Genomic DNA, 16,605 nt, shown 5'->3' with positions numbered 1-16,605 from the left:
CCATGATTGCGCCGGCATCGCCCGTTCAGTCCCGCTCGCGTTGCGTCGATACCCATGCGCACGTCTTCGAGCAAGGCTTGCCGTTGGTGGATGGCAGGCGTTACTCGCCTGGCTACGATGCAACGCTCGACACGTATCTGCAATTGCTCGACGCACACGGCATCGGGCGCGCGGTTCTCGTGCAGCCGAGTTTTCTTGGCACGGACAATCGCTATCTGTTGCAGGCGCTGTCGCGCGACACGCACCGCTTGAGAGGTGTCGCGGTGATCGCGCCCGATGCTTCCGATGAATCGCTCGCCGAGATGCAGGGCCGAGGCGTAACCGGCATACGGCTGAACCTGATCGAACAGGCGCTGCCGGATCTGCGAGCGAAATCGTGGACGCTTCTGCTCGATCGGCTCTCGCAACTGAGTTGGCATGTCGAACTGCACCGCGCTGCGCGCGACCTTGCGCCCATGCTCGACCGGCTGCTGGAGGCCGGCGTACCAGTCGTCGTCGATCATTTTGGAAGACCCGACCCGGACCAAGGCATCGGAGACCCCGGCTTCGAGGCATTGCTGCGTTATGGCAAGAGCGGCCGCATTTGGGTCAAGCTATCGGCCGCGTACCGTTGCGCGGCTGGCGATTCAAGCTTTGTCCGCGAGGCGACGAAGCAATTGCTCGAACATTTCGGCGCTGGGCGTCTGATGTGGGGCAGCGACTGGCCTCATACGCAGCATGAACGGATGACGGACTACGGCCAGTCGCTGTCGATGCTAATGGAACTCGGCCTCGATGCAGCGGCAATCGACGCGATCCTGTGCACGACTCCGCAGTCGTTCTATGGTTTTGAAGACGAGTTACCCGACCGCGGCGCGTCGTCGGCAACGGCATCGGCAGTTACCTGAACTAAGGGCGTTGCGGGTGGATTCGAGAGGTGATGCGAGAACATGACGGTGGACGAAAGCGGAGCCGCTTTCGTCCACGCCACTTTTGCGTTGGTAGGCTCGATTGGATTCGAACCAACGACCCCCACCATGTCAAGGTGGTGCTCTAACCAACTGAGCTACGAGCCTTTAGAGGCGCGAATTATAAAGACTCCACCCGCGCAGCACAAGCCTCGGACGACACCTCGATTCATCAACACCTTTCCTTCAGTTCGCGGACGTCCACTCCGTCCGCGTATCCAGCGGATAAACCGGCCGCTTCACATGCTCGAATTTGAATAGCGCGTAGTCGGAGCTCGTTACGCCGCGGCTATCGCATTCCACCAGCCCCGCGGCGATCGGCACGAAAACCGGCCGGCAGTACATGCGCGATTTGAGCAACAGGAAACGCGCGCGTCGCGGATCGATGCCCACGCTTTCGAACACGCCGAGGTCCCACGGTTCGTGCGTGTGCTCGGTCATCACGAGTTTCACGGTGCCTGTGTCGAGCACCGCGGCGCGTCCCATGAAGGCGCGCTGGCCGGTGTAGGTCGGGCCGCTGATCACGTACTCGCCGTCGGTCAGCGCGCGCACGACGCCGGTCACCGCGACGGGCGGCCGCGGCGTCACCGCATTGCTCGCAACCTTGTTGCCGATGGTCACCGTCACCGTGCTGCCGACGCCCGCCGCCATCAACGCCGCCACGGCTTGCGGGTCGCACAGCGGCCCGCTCACGATGCCGTCGAGCTTCTGCGTGAGCGCTTCCTCGAGCAGATCCATCGTGTCGCACGTGCCGCCCGACATGCAGTTATCGCCGTGATCGAGCAGCAGCACCGGCTTGTCGGCGCCCTGCGCGAGCGCGGCCGCCTGCGCGACCGATTCGGCCAGCGGCGCGCTGCGATAGACGAAATCGTCGCGCTCGCGCCAGATCTGCCGCGCGATGCGCTCTGCCACCGCCTCGGCTTGCGCACGCTCGCCATTGCCCACCACGACGACGCTGATGCACGGCGCCTCGATATCGGCGAGCGAAAAGCCGGACAGCACCGACACCGCGAGCATGCCGTCGGCCTCGGCCGCGCGCGCGGCGTCCACGGCGCGTTTCATCGCGCCCTCGGCGGTCGCGCTGCGCAACGTGTGCGTGAGCAGCGGCGGCTGGCGCCACGCGATCACCGGCCTGGCCTTGCCGTGCACGAGATCGAACAGCAGGCGCGCCGCGTGCGCGCCGGTCTCGTACATATCGACGTGCGGATAGGTTTTGAAACTGACGATCACGTCGGCGTGGTCGATCATCTTTTGCGTGACGTTGCCGTGCAGATCGAGCGCGACCGCGATCGGTGCATGCGGCAGCGCCGCGCGCACGCGTTCGAGCAGATCGCCCTCGCCGTCATCCGAATTCTCGGCGACCATTGCGCCGTGCAGATCGAGCATCACTGCATCGCAACCCGGTGCCGCCGCAACGATCGCCTCGCAGATCGCGTCATAGGCCGCCGCATCGACCGGTCCGCTCGGATTCGCGGATGCGGAAATCGGCGTGACGATCTCCGCATGCTCACGCCCGGCTGCGTCGATGAACGCGGCCATCGCCGTCTGCATGCCCTTGTTCGCGTTGAACGCGTCTTCGCCGCGGCTCGGACCGTTGCGGCCGAACGCGGCGAGCGGCGTGGGCACCGGCGAAAACGTGTTCGTCTCGTGGTTCATCCTTGCAATCAGGATCTTCATGATTCGACGCTCCCTGCCGGCCGCGCCGCGGCGTTCAACATCGCCTGCAACAGCACGTTGCAACCGGCTTCCAGATGGTCCGCGCGCGCATCCTCGATTTCGTTGTGGCTGATGCCGTCCTTGCACGGCACGAAGATCATCGCGGCGGGCGCGACTCGCGCGAGATAGACGGCATCGTGGCCCGCGCCGCTGATCACGTCCATCGATGAAAAACCCAGCGTGTCCGCGCCCCGCTTCACGGCTGCAACCAGTTCGGCGGCGAACGGTTGAGGCGAAAAGTACACCACTTGCTCGACATCCACGGCGATGCCGGCTTTCGCGGCCGCGTTCGAGCATGCGGCGCGCAACGCGGTATCCATCGCCGTGAGCGTCGCGTCGTCCGCCGCGCGCAGATCGACCGTGAGCGTCACGCGGCCCGGAATGACGTTGCGCGAATTCGGATGCACGTCGAGCCAGCCCACCGTGCCGCGTCCATGCGGCGCGTGGTCCAACGCGATGCGATTGACGGCGTGAATCAGATCGGCTGCCACGAGCAGCGCGTCGCGGCGCAGTTCCATCGGCGTGGGCCCCGCGTGCGCCTCCATGCCGTGCACCGTCACGTCGTACCAGCGTTGACCCAGCGCGCCTTGCACCACGCCGATCGTCTTGTCGTGCGCTTCCAGTACCGGCCCTTGTTCGATATGCGCTTCGAAATAGGCGCCGACGGCGTGCGGCTTGTCATGCTCGCCGACATAACCGATCGCCGTGAGCGCGTCGCGCACCGAGACGCCATCGCGATCGCGTTGTTCCAACGCATGCTCAAGCGTGAACGCGCCCGAGAACACGCCGGAGCCCATCATCACGGGCACGAAGCGTGAGCCCTCTTCGTTGGTCCACACCGCGACCTCCAGCGGGGCGAGCGTCTGCACGTTGACCTCCGCCAGCGTGCGCAATACTTCGAGGCCCGCCAGCACGCCGTAATTGCCGTCGAACTTGCCGCCCGTGGGTTGCGTGTCGATGTGGCTGCCGGTCATCACCGGCGGCAAATCATCACGCAGACCCGCGCGACGCGCGAAGATATTGCCGATCGCGTCGACCCGCACGCTGCAGCCGATTTCCTTTGCCCAAGCGATGAAAAGATCGCGCGCTTTCCGGTCCAACTCGGTCAGGGCGAGCCGGCACACACCGCCTTTCTCGGTCGCGCCAATGCGCGCGAGTTGCATGAGACTGTCCCAAAGGCGCGCGCCGTCCACGCGCAGATCGGCGGGCGTCGCGATGGTCGTTGATTCGTGAGCTTGCATCGATGCTTCCTCGTGTTGAAGACAAAGCGCGCGTCAGGCGACGCCGACGCCGAGATAGCGGTCCTTGATCGACTCGTCCGCGGCGAACGACGCGTTATCGCCCGAATAGACGATGACGCCCTGCTCGATGATGTAGTGACGATCCGCGAGTTGCGTGCAGACTTCGAGGTTCTGCTCGACCAGCAGAATCGCAACGCCCGCTGCGCGAATCAGCTTGAGCTGCGCGACGATCTCTTCGACGATCACCGGCGCGAGACCCTCGACCGGTTCGTCGAGCATCAAAAGCCGTGGATGGTTCATCAACGCGCGGCCAATCGCGAGCATTTGCTGCTCGCCGCCGGACAATTGCCCGCCACCGTTGGTGCGCCGTTCTTTCAGACGCGGAAAAATGCGGTAGATATCGTCGAGCTGCCACGGCGAATCCTTGCGCGCGCCAAGCCGCAAGTTTTCCTCGACGCTCAGCAGACGAAAGACGCCGCGATGCTCGGGCACGAAGCACACGCCGCGTGCGGCGATCTTGTGCGGCGGCATGCCGCCTATCTCGGCGCCGTTGAACGTCACGCTGCCGCGCCGTGGCGCGACGACGCCGGCAATCGCCTTGAGCGTGGTCGATTTGCCCGCGCCGTTGCGGCCCAATAGTGTGACCGTTTCGCCGTCGTCGACTTGCAGCGTGACGCCTTGCAGGATGTGACTCTTGCCATAGAAACCGTGAATCTGCTGCACGTCGAGAATCATGCGCGGCCTCCGGTGATCATGTTGCCGAGATAGGCGCTGCGCACCCGCTCGTCGCCGCGAATGTCGTCCGGCCGCCCTTCCACCAGCACGCGCCCTTGCTGCATGACGGTGATCGTGTCGGAGATGTCCATCACGATGCCCATGTTGTGTTCGATCAGCACGACGGTGTAATCGTCGCGCAGGCCGCGGATCAGTTGCTTCATGTCGTCGAGGTCGTCGATACCCATGCCGGAAGTCGGCTCATCGAGAAAGATCGCCTTGGGTCGCGCAGCAAGCGCCATGCCGACTTCGAGCCGCCGCTGCTGACCATGCGACAGCGCGCCTGCCGACACTTCGCTAAAGCGCTGTAGCGCGAGGCGTTCGAGCACGCTGTCGACGGTGTCGGCTTGCGTGAGCGCGCCGCGCGGCGGGGTCCACGCATTCAGTGCGCGAACCGCGTCGACACCTTGCGCGGCGAGCCGCAGGTTTTCACGCACGCTCAGATTGGCGAACAGGCTCGTCACCTGAAACGAGCGCGCGACGCCACGGCGTACGCGCTTATGGTCCGGCTCGTGCGTGACGTCGTGACCGTCGAATACGATCGTTCCCGCCGTAAGCGGCACGGTGCCGGTCAGCACATGAAACAACGTCGTCTTGCCCGCGCCGTTCGGGCCGATCACCGAATGCACGGTGCGCGGCATGATGCGCAGATTGACTTCGGAGAGCGCCGTGAACTTGCCGTAGCGCTTTACTACGCCGCTTGCGCGCAGAATCGGCTCGCTCATATCGGCTCCTTGCCTGCGTCGTTGTCCGTGTCGTTGTCTGTGTCGTTGTCTGGCTCGGCGGAAGGCTTGCGGCGCAGCGATTGCCCGATGCGTTCGCCCAGGCCCCACAGTCCGCGCTGCATGAACAGGCTGACGGCGATCAGCACGATGCCGAGCAGCAGCAGCCAGCGCGGCCACAGCGTCGAGAGCCAATCGGCGAACAGCACGTAAAACGCGGCGCCCAATACCGAGGCGAACAGATTGCCCGTGCCGCCGATCACCGTCATCACGAGGATCATCTCGCTCGTGTGATAGTCGATGTTGGAGAGCGGCGCAATGCCGGTCATCAGCGCATGCAGCGCGCCGGCAAGACCCGTCACCGCGCCGGAAATCACGAACGCCATCAGCTTGAAGCGTTTGACGTCGTAGCCGACCGCGGCCGCGCGTACCTCGTTGTCGCGAATCGCAAGCAACGTACGGCCGAATACCGAATGGGACACGCGCATCAGGAGCCAGAACACAGCGAGAAATAGCACGGCGACGAAGCCGTAGTATTGCCACGGCGAGGTCAACGGCAGCAGCGCTTTGCCGAACAGGCCGAGCGCGGGACGCGGAATGTCGAGCAGGCCGTTGTCGCCGCCGGTCAGATCGGGCGTGGTGTAAGCGAGAAAATAGAATAGCTGGCCGAATGCCAGCGTCAACATCACGAAGTACGTGCCGCGCTGACGAATCGAAAACCAGCCGACCAGCGCAGCAGCCGCCGCGCCGATTACGATCGACGCGAGCAGCGCGACCGGCACGGGCAATGCGGTTTTAGTCAGGACGAGGCCAGCGCAATAGCTGCCGAGCCCGAAGAAAATGCCCTGCCCGAAGGACAACAGGCCCGTGTGGCCGAGCAGCAGATTGCAGCCGAGTGCAGCGAGAGCGAATACCAGCACCTCGGTGGCGAGTGAGCCTGAGCGCAACGTCAACGGCAATACGCACACGACCAGCAATGCCAGCAGCAGAAAGCGATAGCGATGCAACGAGTGCTGTGCGCCCGATCGGGTCGCCGTGGAAGCAGCGCTCCGCACGATTGGCTTTGACGTGTCGATCATGACGCCCTCCCGAGCAAACCGTTCGGTCGCAGCAACAGAACGGCGGCCATCGCGACGTAGATCATCAACCGCGCGCCTTCGGGCCACAACGTGCTCATCACGCTTTGCACGATGCCGACCAGCAGTCCACCTACCAGCGCGCCGAGAAAATTGCCCATCCCGCCGACCACCACCACGACGAACGCGACGCTCAATGCCTCGATGCCCATGAAGGGATCGACGCCGCGAATCGGCGCGGCGAGTACGCCGGCCAATGCGGCCGTTGCCGCGCCGAGCGCGAAAACGAGGCTGAAAACACGCAATACGTTGATGCCGAGCAGCGACACCATCTCGGTCGATTCGCTGCCGGCGCGCACCGCGCTGCCGAGCCGCGTGCCCTCCAACACCCACCACAGAAGCGCGGCCAATACCGCTGTGAAGCCGATCACGAACAACCGATACTTCGGATACACGAAGCTGCCCCAGATCACCACGCCGTTGAGCAAGTCGGGAACCGGCACGTTATCGCCGAGCGGACCCCACACGAGAATCGCGCATTCCTGCACGACGAGTGCAAGACCCACCGTCGCGAGAATATGAAACTCGTGTTGTTGCGCGTAGACGTGCCGCAAAATCAGTTTCTCGACGACCCATGCAAGCGCGCCGACCACGATCGGCACGACCACGAGCGCGGCCCAGAAACTCATCGACCACTGCATCGCCTGATAGCAGAAGTAGGCACCGAGCAGATAGAACGCGCCGTGCGCGAAATTCACGAAGCGCAGCAGGCCAAACACGATCGACAAACCAACCGCGAGCAGGAAATACAGCATCCCTACTCCGATGCCGTTGACGATCTGCAGGAGATAAACGTTCATGGCGTCCGTTTAAAGGTGTGCCGAGGAGGCGCTATGCGAGCGCCGTGCCATGCCGCACGCGCTCGCGCGCGGCGTTTGAGGCGTCAAACCATCTTGCAGCCGGTCTTGTCGAGCGGCAGGAAGGATTGCCCCGAACTGACGATATCGGCGTAATCGTCGGCGTTTTTCATCTTGTTCTTCGCCTTGCCCTTCAACAGATAGTAGTTCTTCAGCACCTGATGATCGCCCTTGCGGACTTCCTCCGGGCCCGTCAACCCGTCGTACTTCATGCCTTCGAGCGCCGCGACCACTTTCTTCGGATCGACGTTGCCCGCTTTGACGATGCCGTCGAGCAGGATCTTCGTGCAGATATAGGAACCCGCGAGGCTGTAGTTGGGATTGGTCTTGAATGCCGCTTTGGTCCGTTTGACGAGATCGCGATTGAGCGGCGAATCGATGTCGTGCCAATACTGCGCGCCGAAATAGACGCCTTCGCACAGATCCGCGCCGAGCGCTTCGAATTGCTCGAGGCCGGACGCCCACGCCAACAGGATCGTGCAATTGTTCTTCATGCCGAAGCTCACGGCCTGGCGCAGCGTATCCGACGATTGCGAACCGAAGTTCAGGATCAGCAGGACGTCGGGCTTGGCGGCGACTGCGTTCGTCAAATAGCCGCTGAATTCCTTTTCATTGAGCGAGTGGTAGCTGTTGCCCACATGCTCGATGCCCTTCTCCTTGAATATCGCCTTGGCGGCGGTCAACAAGCCCTCGCCGAAAACGTATTGCGGCGTGATGGTGTACCAGCGTTTTGCTTTCGGCAGCATCTGCGTCAACGGGCGCACTGTCTGCTCGATCGCACCGTAAGTCGGCACCGACCAACGGAACGTCGCGTCATTGCAGTCCTTGCCCGTGATTTCATCGGCGCCGGCCGTGGTGATGAAAACGCCGTCGGCCTTCTGGACTTCCTTGCCCATCGCCAATGCTTCGGAAGACAGAATGCCTCCCGCGAAGAAGCGCGCATTCTTCTGCTGCGCGATTTCCTGCACACGACGCACTGCCGTCGCCGGCTTGCCTTCCGTATCGAGCACGGTATACGCGAGCGGTTCGCCGAGGACCTTGCCGTATTGTTCGATCGCGAGCTTCATGCCGAGGTCGGCATATTTGCCGTTCGCGGCGAACGGCCCCGACATCGGCACCGGACAAGCGAACTGCAAGGTGCCGGCCTGCGCGAACGCGCTGCGCGCGACCAGCGAGCCCAACGTCCCCGGAACAGCCGACAACGCGGCCAGCTTCAACATATTTCGGCGATTCAAAATGACGCTCCTTAAGAAAGAGACACGCACTGACCGACTGCGAAACTGACCGCACCGCGCACACGAGTACGCCAGTTGCTGGTCGCCGCGAAGTTTTTTCACCTCGCCGGCTTTGTTCTATTTATCATGATAAATAGACTGGATTGGATCGTATGTACAATAAATTCGAGTGTCAATAAGGCAAAATTCCTGGCAGCATCGAGGGCGATCTCGCTAGCCGTGATAGAACGAGCGGACCGATGAAAGATCGTGCAGGGACAAACTAGGAGCATCGAATATGGCCATGGACCGCGCCAAGGCGGGCGCCGCGATTGAGATCAAACAGCAGAAGCGTGGCGATCTGGTCGCGGAGGAAATCAAGCGGCTCATCACGGAGAAGGACCTGAAACCGGGCGACCGGCTGCCGCGCGAGGTTGAACTGCAACAGCTTTTTTCGGTGAGCAAGAGCACGATCAGGGAAGCACTGAAGTCCCTGGAGGTGCAAGGTCTGATCAAGGTGACGACCGGCCCGAGCGGCGGCGGCATGGTGGTGGAAGTGCCGCTCGACCGCACGTTGCAGCTGTTGCAGAACTATCTGTTCTTCAAGGATGTGTCGATCGACGATATTTACACCGTGCGCAAATTGCTGGAACCGGAACTGGCGGCGGGAGCGGTGCCGCATCTGACGGAGCAGGACTTCGAGGCGCTCGAAGCGAACATTGCGTGCTGCGACCGGCCGGGTTCATCGCACGGGGGTCACGACATCGTTCGGCAACGACAGGAAGACGTCAATTTTCACGACATCCTCGCAGCGGCGAATCCGAATCCGTTCCTGCGTTTCAGTTGCGAGCTCATCAACGAAATGATCAGGCAACTGATCGAGTTTCGTAACGACACGCCGCAAGCCGAACACGAACGGTTCGGTCAGGCAAACGTGAAAATACATAAGGCGATTACGAAGGCGGCGCGCGAGCGTAACGTCGAGAAGGTACGTGAATTGATGGTGATCCACATGACCGAAGCGCCACGCTACGTGAAGCGGATGAAGGGAAAACTGCGCGGGCGTCTGATTCTGGATTCGGAGATCCGGCGACGCGTCAGGGCGCGCAGTGTCGCGCCATCGGATGAAGCGGAGCAAACGTGAGCGCCGCGCGTGTCACGGATCGTATGGATGGCTCGATGTCCGGACACGCGGGATGGGTGCGCGTGGCGCGCTTGCGATCCAACGCGGGGCAACGATGGGGCAGGCTGTTGGCGAGACGACCGACGGTATAAAGCGAATCGAAGGCGCGATCGCACGAGTTGCACAGGGTGCGCTGCAGGATCATGACGATTGGCGTGGAGCCGCCACCCGACTGCGTTTGAGCCGGCCGGCTGCGGCGCATGCATAGCGAGGGCTCAACCTTTTGCGGCTCGCGCCGTTATTGCATCTGCATAGGCATAAACATTGGACCGTCATGGCACAACCGATTCCGTTTTCCCGGCACACTGGCGCTGCGCGTGCGCGGCATGCCAAAACCATGCTGCTGCCGATGGCCCGGCAGACCGCCGATGAGCTGGCGTTGCGGGTGCATCTGGCGCTCGACGCCTTGCGCCGGGGCACCGGCAGCATGACCGACGCCCAGACACTTACACAGATCATGCTGTTGACCGGCTTCCTGGCGGAGTCGGGCTTCGGCTCGGCGACCGGCGAGCAACTCGGTGCGGCGGAGCGCGCGGTGTCGGCGGTGTTCGATATCGGAAGGGAAACCGGCGAATGGGGATTGGATAGCGCAGGGTTCGCGCTTTTTGCCGCAATCGCAACGAATTACGACAAGCTGTTGCACAGCGCGCCTCTTTGGGCGGTCACCGATGCTAGCGAACGACTCGACCGGTTTACCGCAGGTATGTCGTATCAGACGCCGGTACGGAAGCGGGCCTGACGGATTGGATCGCGCAGGCGGCGAGGGAAAGCTTTCCGATTTCTCCGGGAGTTACCGGCTGTGAGGATGGACGTATTTCGCGCGGTAGCAAACCGTTCCTTGGTGGTGCGGTTGCTAGTCTCTGTTGGCTTGCTTTTGACCGCGCGTAAACGCACAAACCCCACCGGTGTGGGGTGGGGTCTGTGTTTCTGCATGGGAGCCTGACGATTACCTACTTTCACACGGGCAATCCGCACTATCATCGGCGTGGAGTCGTTTCACGGTCCTGTTCGGGATGGGAAGGGGTGGTACCGACTCGCTATGGTCATCAGGCATGACTTGTTGTCAGGTTGACGCGGGGGTCAACACGACCAATCTGGAAGAAGTAGTGTCTGGTGCATCGCACCAGGGGGAATGGGGTGGTGAGTGTATCGGGCACAACGCGGATCTCAACCGTGCGTGGCGGCGCGGGGAGGCGCCACCGGAAACACACTGGTTATAGGATCAAGCCTTACGGGCAATTAGTATCAGTTAGCTCAACGCATTACTGCGCTTACACACCTGACCTATCAACGTCCTGGTCTTGAACGACCCTTCAAGGGGCTCGAAGCCCCGGGGATATCTCATCTTAAGGCGAGTTTCCCGCTTAGATGCTTTCAGCGGTTATCTCTTCCGAACATAGCTACCCGGCGATGCCACTGGCGTGACAACCGGTACACCAGAGGTTCGTCCACTCCGGTCCTCTCGTACTAGGAGCAGCCCCCTTCAAATATCCAGCGCCCACGGCAGATAGGGACCAAACTGTCTCACGACGTTTTAAACCCAGCTCACGTACCTCTTTAAATGGCGAACAGCCATACCCTTGGGACCGGCTACAGCCCCAGGATGAGATGAGCCGACATCGAGGTGCCAAACACCGCCGTCGATATGAACTCTTGGGCGGTATCAGCCTGTTATCCCCAGAGTACCTTTTATCCGTTGAGCGATGGCCCTTCCATACAGAACCACCGGATCACTATGACCTGCTTTCGCACCTGCTCGACTTGTCGGTCTCGCAGTCAAGCACGCTTATGCCATTGCACTATCAGCACGATTTCCGACCGTACCTAGCGTACCTTCGTACTCCTCCGTTACACTTTGGGAGGAGACCGCCCCAGTCAAACTGCCTACCATGCACTGTCCCCGGTCCGGATTCACGGACCAGGGTTAGAACCTCAAACAGATCAGGGTGGTATTTCAAGGATGGCTCCACGCAAACTGGCGTTCACGCTTCAAAGCCTCCCACCTATCCTACACAGACCGGTTCAAAGTCCAATGCAAAGCTACAGTAAAGGTTCATGGGGTCTTTCCGTCTAGCCGCGGGGAGATTGCATCATCACAAACACTTCAACTTCGCTGAGTCTCGGGAGGAGACAGTGTGGCCATCGTTACGCCATTCGTGCAGGTCGGAACTTACCCGACAAGGAATTTCGCTACCTTAGGACCGTTATAGTTACGGCCGCCGTTTACCGGGACTTCAATCAGGAGCTTGCACCCCATCATTTAATCTTCCGGCACCGGGCAGGCGTCACACCCTATACGTCCACTTTCGTGTTTGCAGAGTGCTGTGTTTTTATTAAACAGTCGCAGCCACCAGTTTATTGCAACCCCTTCACCCTTTGCGCGCAGGCGCATCAAGCTACAGGGGCGTACCTTATCCCGAAGTTACGGTACCAATTTGCCGAGTTCCTTCTCCCGAGTTCTCTCAAGCGCCTTAGAATACTCATCTCGCCCACCTGTGTCGGTTTGCGGTACGGTCTTGTTGAACTGAAGCTTAGAGGCTTTTCCTGGAACCACTTCCGATTGCTTCGTCACCGAAGTGACTGGCCTCACACCCTTGAATTACGCGCCCGGATTTGCCAAAGCGCCTTCTCCAATGCAAGGACCGGGACTTCCAACACCCGGACAACCTTCCGCGATCCGTCCCCCCATCGCATTCAACAATGGTGCAGGAATATTAACCTGCTTCCCATCAGCTACGCATTTCTGCCTCGCCTTAGGGGCCGACTCACCCTACGCCGATGAACGTTGCGTAGGAAACCTTGGGCTTACGGCGAGGGGGCCTTTCACCCCCTTTATCGCTACTCATGTCAGCATTCGCACTTCCGATACCTCCAGCACACTTTCCAGTGCACCTTCGCAGGCTTACGGAACGCTCTCCTACCATGCATATAAATATGCATCCGCAGCTTCGGTATATTGCTTAGCCCCGTTACATCTTCCGCGCAGGACGACTCGATCAGTGAGCTATTACGCTTTCTTTAAAGGATGGCTGCTTCTAAGCCAACCTCCTGACTGTTTTAGCCTTCCCACTTCGTTTCCCACTTAGCAATATTTGGGGACCTTAGCTGGCGGTCTGGGTTGTTTCCCTCTTGACACCGGACGTTAGCACCCGATGTCTGTCTCCCGTGATTGCACTCTTCGGTATTCGGAGTTTGCTATGGCGTAGTAATCCGCAATGGACCCCACAACCATGACAGTGCTCTACCCCGAAGGTGATACACGAGGCACTACCTAAATAGTTTTCGGAGAGAACCAGCTATTTCCAGGTTTGTTTAGCCTTTCACCCCTATCCACAGCTCATCCCCTAACTTTTCAACGTTAGTGGGTTCGGACCTCCAGTACGTGTTACCGCACCTTCATCCTGGCCATGGATAGATCACCTGGTTTCGGGTCTACACCCAGCGACTGAATCGCCCTGTTCGGACTCGCTTTCGCTACGCCTGCCCTAATCGGTTAAGCTTGCCACTGAATGTAAGTCGCTGACCCATTATACAAAAGGTACGCCGTCACCCCTTGCGAGGCTCCGACTGTTTGTATGCATGCGGTTTCAGGATCTGTTTCACTCCCCTCCCGGGGTTCTTTTCGCCTTTCCCTCACGGTACTGGTTCACTATCGGTCGATCACGAGTATTTAGCCTTGGAGGATGGTCCCCCCATCTTCAGACAGGATTTCACGTGTCCCGCCCTACTTGTCGTACACCTAGTTCTTCCTCGCTGTTTTCGTCTACAGGGCTATCACCTGCTATGGCCGCACTTTCCAGAGCGTTCGACTAACAATGAAGATAAAGAGTACAGGCTGCTCCCATTTCGCTCGCCACTACTCTGGGAATCTCGGTTGATTTCTTTTCCTGCGGTTACTTAGATGTTTCAGTTCACCGCGTTCGCTTCACGTAGCCTATGTATTCAGCTACGGATACTCCATAAGGAGTGGGTTTCCCCATTCGGATATCGGTGGATCAAAGCTCGTTTGCCAGCTCCCCACCGCTTTTCGCAGGCTACCGCGTCCTTCATCGCCTGTGATCGCCAAGGCATCCACCACATGCACTTGTTCGCTTGACCCTATAACGAGTGTGTCTCCCGGTCCTTGCGGATCCGTTGAGCTCGCTACAGGTTGAGTATTCGTGTTGCGCCGTATTCCAGGGCAATCTTCCGATTCCCCTTTCATACATTGATACAATCACAACCCTGATTCACCTACTCGGACACCCATCTCGAGGTACCCTTTCGTGAATCTCTTTACTACTTCTTCCTGATTGTTAAAGAACGACAGCCGATATCGCAGTTGCCATAACCGCGTATCACTCTGACTGGCTCAATCGCCAATGCAAAACGCTCTGTGCCGTACACAGAACACTGCGCATTGAGGATTGGTGGAGGATGACGGGATCGAACCGACGACCCCCTGCTTGCAAAGCAGGTGCTCTCCCAGCTGAGCTAATCCCCCGGGATCATGCAGATGCGCCAGAGGGGTTGCATTCAGCACACCAGACAAGACAATGGTGGGTCTGGATGGGTTCGAACCATCGACCCCCGCCTTATCAAGACGGTGCTCTAACCAGCTGAGCTACAGACCCCTGAGTCTGCCTGATTTCACAGCCGATAAGCGTGAGCGCTCAACACTTGGACGCGTTAGCTCGAGAAAGGAGGTGATCCAGCCGCACCTTCCGATACGGCTACCTTGTTACGACTTCACCCCAGTCATGAATCCTACCGTGGTGACCGTCCTCCTTGCGGTTAGACTAGCCACTTCTGGTAAAACCCACTCCCATGGTGTGACGGGCGGTGTGTACAAGACCCGGGAACGTATTCACCGCGGCATGCTGATCCGCGATTACTAGCGATTCCAGCTTCACGCACTCGAGTTGCAGAGTGCGATCCGGACTACGATCGGTTTTCTGGGATTGGCTCCACCTCGCGGCTTGGCGACCCTCTGTTCCGACCATTGTATGACGTGTGAAGCCCTACCCATAAGGGCCATGAGGACTTGACGTCATCCCCACCTTCCTCCGGTTTGTCACCGGCAGTCTCCCTGGAGTGCTCTTGCGTAGCAACTAGGGACAAGGGTTGCGCTCGTTGCGGGACTTAACCCAACATCTCACGACACGAGCTGACGACAGCCATGCAGCACCTGTGTTACGGCTCCCTTTCGGGCACTCCCACCTCTCAGCAGGATTCCGTACATGTCAAGGGTAGGTAAGGTTTTTCGCGTTGCATCGAATTAATCCACATCATCCACCGCTTGTGCGGGTCCCCGTCAATTCCTTTGAGTTTTAATCTTGCGACCGTACTCCCCAGGCGGTCAACTTCACGCGTTAGCTACGTTACCAAGCCAATGAAGGCCCGACAACTAGTTGACATCGTTTAGGGCGTGGACTACCAGGGTATCTAATCCTGTTTGCTCCCCACGCTTTCGTGCATGAGCGTCAGTATTGGCCCAGGGGGCTGCCTTCGCCATCGGTATTCCTCCACATCTCTACGCATTTCACTGCTACACGTGGAATTCTACCCCCCTCTGCCATACTCTAGCCCGCCAGTCACAAATGCAGTTCCCAGGTTAAGCCCGGGGATTTCACATCTGTCTTAGCGGACCGCCTGCGCACGCTTTACGCCCAGTAATTCCGATTAACGCTTGCACCCTACGTATTACCGCGGCTGCTGGCACGTAGTTAGCCGGTGCTTATTCTTCCGGTACCGTCATCCCCCCGCCGTATTAGGGCAGAGGTTTTCTTTCCGGACAAAAGTGCTTTACAACCCGAAGGCCTTCTTCACACACGCGGCATTGCTGGATCAGGCTTGCGCCCATTGTCCAAAATTCCCCACTGCTGCCTCCCGTAGGAGTCTGGGCCGTGTCTCAGTCCCAGTGTGGCTGGTCGTCCTCTCAGACCAGCTACAGATCGTCGCCTTGGTAGGCCTTTACCCCACCAACTAGCTAATCTGCCATCGGCCGCCCCTGTAGCGCGAGGTCCCGAAGGAGCCCCCGCTTTCCTCCGCAGAGCGTATGCGGTATTAATCCGGCTTTCGCCGGGCTATCCCCCACTACAGGACACGTTCCGATGTATTACTCACCCGTTCGCCACTCGCCACCAGGGTTGCCCCCGTGCTGCCGTTCGACTTGCATGTGTAAGGCATGCCGCCAGCGTTCAATCTGAGCCAGGATCAAACTCTTCAGTTCAATGCCTGTTACTGTTTTTCGGTTGTTTTACCAACCGGTCGCTCACTCAACGTACTGACGAATGATCATCCTGTCTTTCAACAGGAAAACCTTCCTTTCATTACTGTGTGAGACTTGATACTTTCGCTTCCGGCAGACCCCGAAGAATCCACCGCGCGCCGCGCATCAAGCGCCCACACTTATCGGCTGTTAGTTTTTAAAGATCGCTTACGCATTCACCACCGTCACGACGCCCACTTCAACCACCCGGCACCGCTTCGTTCTGCGTCGCTGCATCTGCAGCAGAGAAACGAGATTATGGAGAACGACTGACACGTCGTCAACCCCCTTTGGTGAATTTTCTTTCCGGCAAGCGCCAATCGTCGCCACAAACACACCTCGTCTATATGTAGCGAGATCGCGGAAACGACTCTGTCGCATGTGAGGACGAACGACTTCGTCTATAGTGAGAGACTCGCCCTTGACCACGGCGCGCCGATCATCATCAAAAACCCACACACGCAACTGCCCGCGTAGCCGGCGGGCCAGAAAACGGGCCTGCGACAAACGTGCACGACAAATTGACCTGCGCACAACGCGCGCGAAGGCGCAAGCTCGTATATAA

At 59.7% G+C, this 16,605-nt stretch carries 10 protein-coding genes, 3 tRNA genes and 3 rRNA genes; 3 read left to right on the top strand and 13 right to left on the bottom strand.

Annotated features, from left to right (window positions below; translation table 11 throughout):
- Positions 1 to 2 precede the first annotated feature (2 nt).
- Positions 3 to 887 carry an amidohydrolase family protein gene (locus CUJ90_RS25040; protein ID WP_073430655.1) on the top strand — a complete coding sequence of 295 codons (885 nt, stop codon included), beginning with the start codon at positions 3 to 5 and terminating at the stop codon, positions 885 to 887.
- Between the two features lie 91 nt (positions 888 to 978).
- Here CUJ90_RS25040 and CUJ90_RS25035 read toward each other — a convergent pair.
- From CUJ90_RS25035 to CUJ90_RS25000, 8 genes are all read right to left on the bottom strand, one after another.
- Positions 979 to 1,055, bottom strand: a tRNA-Val gene (locus tag CUJ90_RS25035).
- A gap of 78 nt (positions 1,056 to 1,133) precedes the next feature.
- Positions 1,134 to 2,624 (bottom strand): M81 family metallopeptidase, encoded by a 1,491-nt coding sequence (locus tag CUJ90_RS25030; protein WP_073430654.1) that lies wholly within the window; start codon positions 2,622 to 2,624, stop codon positions 1,134 to 1,136.
- Entirely contained in the window at positions 2,621 to 3,904 is a 1,284-nt protein-coding gene (locus CUJ90_RS25025; protein WP_073430653.1) for a Zn-dependent hydrolase, read from the bottom strand. Before CUJ90_RS25025 ends, CUJ90_RS25030 begins: the two co-directional genes overlap by 4 nt.
- A gap of 33 nt (positions 3,905 to 3,937) precedes the next feature.
- Complete coding sequence (locus CUJ90_RS25020; RefSeq protein ID WP_073430652.1) at positions 3,938 to 4,639, bottom strand: ABC transporter ATP-binding protein; 702 nt, start codon at positions 4,637 to 4,639, stop codon at positions 3,938 to 3,940.
- Complete coding sequence (locus tag CUJ90_RS25015) at positions 4,636 to 5,403, bottom strand: ABC transporter ATP-binding protein (RefSeq protein WP_073430651.1); 768 nt, start codon at positions 5,401 to 5,403, stop codon at positions 4,636 to 4,638. Before CUJ90_RS25015 ends, CUJ90_RS25020 begins: the two co-directional genes overlap by 4 nt.
- A complete protein-coding gene (locus tag CUJ90_RS25010; RefSeq protein ID WP_114164134.1) occupies positions 5,400 to 6,479 on the bottom strand; it encodes a branched-chain amino acid ABC transporter permease in 1,080 nt (359 codons plus the stop codon). Before CUJ90_RS25010 ends, CUJ90_RS25015 begins: the two co-directional genes overlap by 4 nt.
- Complete coding sequence (locus CUJ90_RS25005; protein ID WP_073430649.1) at positions 6,476 to 7,336, bottom strand: branched-chain amino acid ABC transporter permease; 861 nt, start codon at positions 7,334 to 7,336, stop codon at positions 6,476 to 6,478. Before CUJ90_RS25005 ends, CUJ90_RS25010 begins: the two co-directional genes overlap by 4 nt.
- An 83-nt stretch (positions 7,337 to 7,419) precedes the next feature.
- Positions 7,420 to 8,628, bottom strand: a complete 1,209-nt coding sequence (locus CUJ90_RS25000; RefSeq protein WP_073430648.1) for an ABC transporter substrate-binding protein — start codon at positions 8,626 to 8,628, stop codon at positions 7,420 to 7,422.
- A gap of 277 nt (positions 8,629 to 8,905) precedes the next feature.
- Here CUJ90_RS25000 and CUJ90_RS24995 point away from each other — a divergent pair, with 277 nt between their 5' ends.
- Both CUJ90_RS24995 and CUJ90_RS24990 read left to right on the top strand, forming a co-directional pair.
- Complete coding sequence (locus tag CUJ90_RS24995; protein ID WP_073430647.1) at positions 8,906 to 9,751, top strand: FadR/GntR family transcriptional regulator; 846 nt, start codon at positions 8,906 to 8,908, stop codon at positions 9,749 to 9,751.
- A 313-nt stretch (positions 9,752 to 10,064) separates the two neighbouring features.
- Complete coding sequence (locus CUJ90_RS24990; RefSeq protein WP_073430646.1) at positions 10,065 to 10,529, top strand: hypothetical protein; 465 nt, start codon at positions 10,065 to 10,067, stop codon at positions 10,527 to 10,529.
- Between the two features lie 198 nt (positions 10,530 to 10,727).
- Here the strand turns inward: CUJ90_RS24990 and rrf are convergent.
- From rrf to CUJ90_RS24965, 5 genes are all read right to left on the bottom strand, one after another.
- Positions 10,728 to 10,841 (bottom strand): 5S ribosomal RNA (gene rrf, locus CUJ90_RS24985).
- A gap of 167 nt (positions 10,842 to 11,008) precedes the next feature.
- Positions 11,009 to 13,888, bottom strand: a 23S ribosomal RNA gene (locus CUJ90_RS24980).
- A 309-nt stretch (positions 13,889 to 14,197) separates the two neighbouring features.
- Positions 14,198 to 14,273 (bottom strand) — tRNA-Ala (locus CUJ90_RS24975).
- A 53-nt stretch (positions 14,274 to 14,326) separates the two neighbouring features.
- A tRNA-Ile gene (locus CUJ90_RS24970) sits at positions 14,327 to 14,403 on the bottom strand.
- Positions 14,404 to 14,468: 65 nt separating this feature from the next.
- Positions 14,469 to 16,001: ribosomal RNA gene (locus CUJ90_RS24965) — 16S ribosomal RNA — on the bottom strand.
- Together the 16S, 23S and 5S rRNA genes with 2 tRNA genes alongside form the textbook arrangement of a ribosomal RNA operon.
- Positions 16,002 to 16,605 lie beyond the last annotated feature (604 nt).

The organism is Paraburkholderia terricola, from assembly GCF_003330825.1.
GTDB classification, from domain to species: domain Bacteria; phylum Pseudomonadota; class Gammaproteobacteria; order Burkholderiales; family Burkholderiaceae; genus Paraburkholderia; species Paraburkholderia terricola.
Note: the sequence above shows the minus strand (reverse complement) of the source record. Positions and strands in the feature narration are given on the sequence as shown.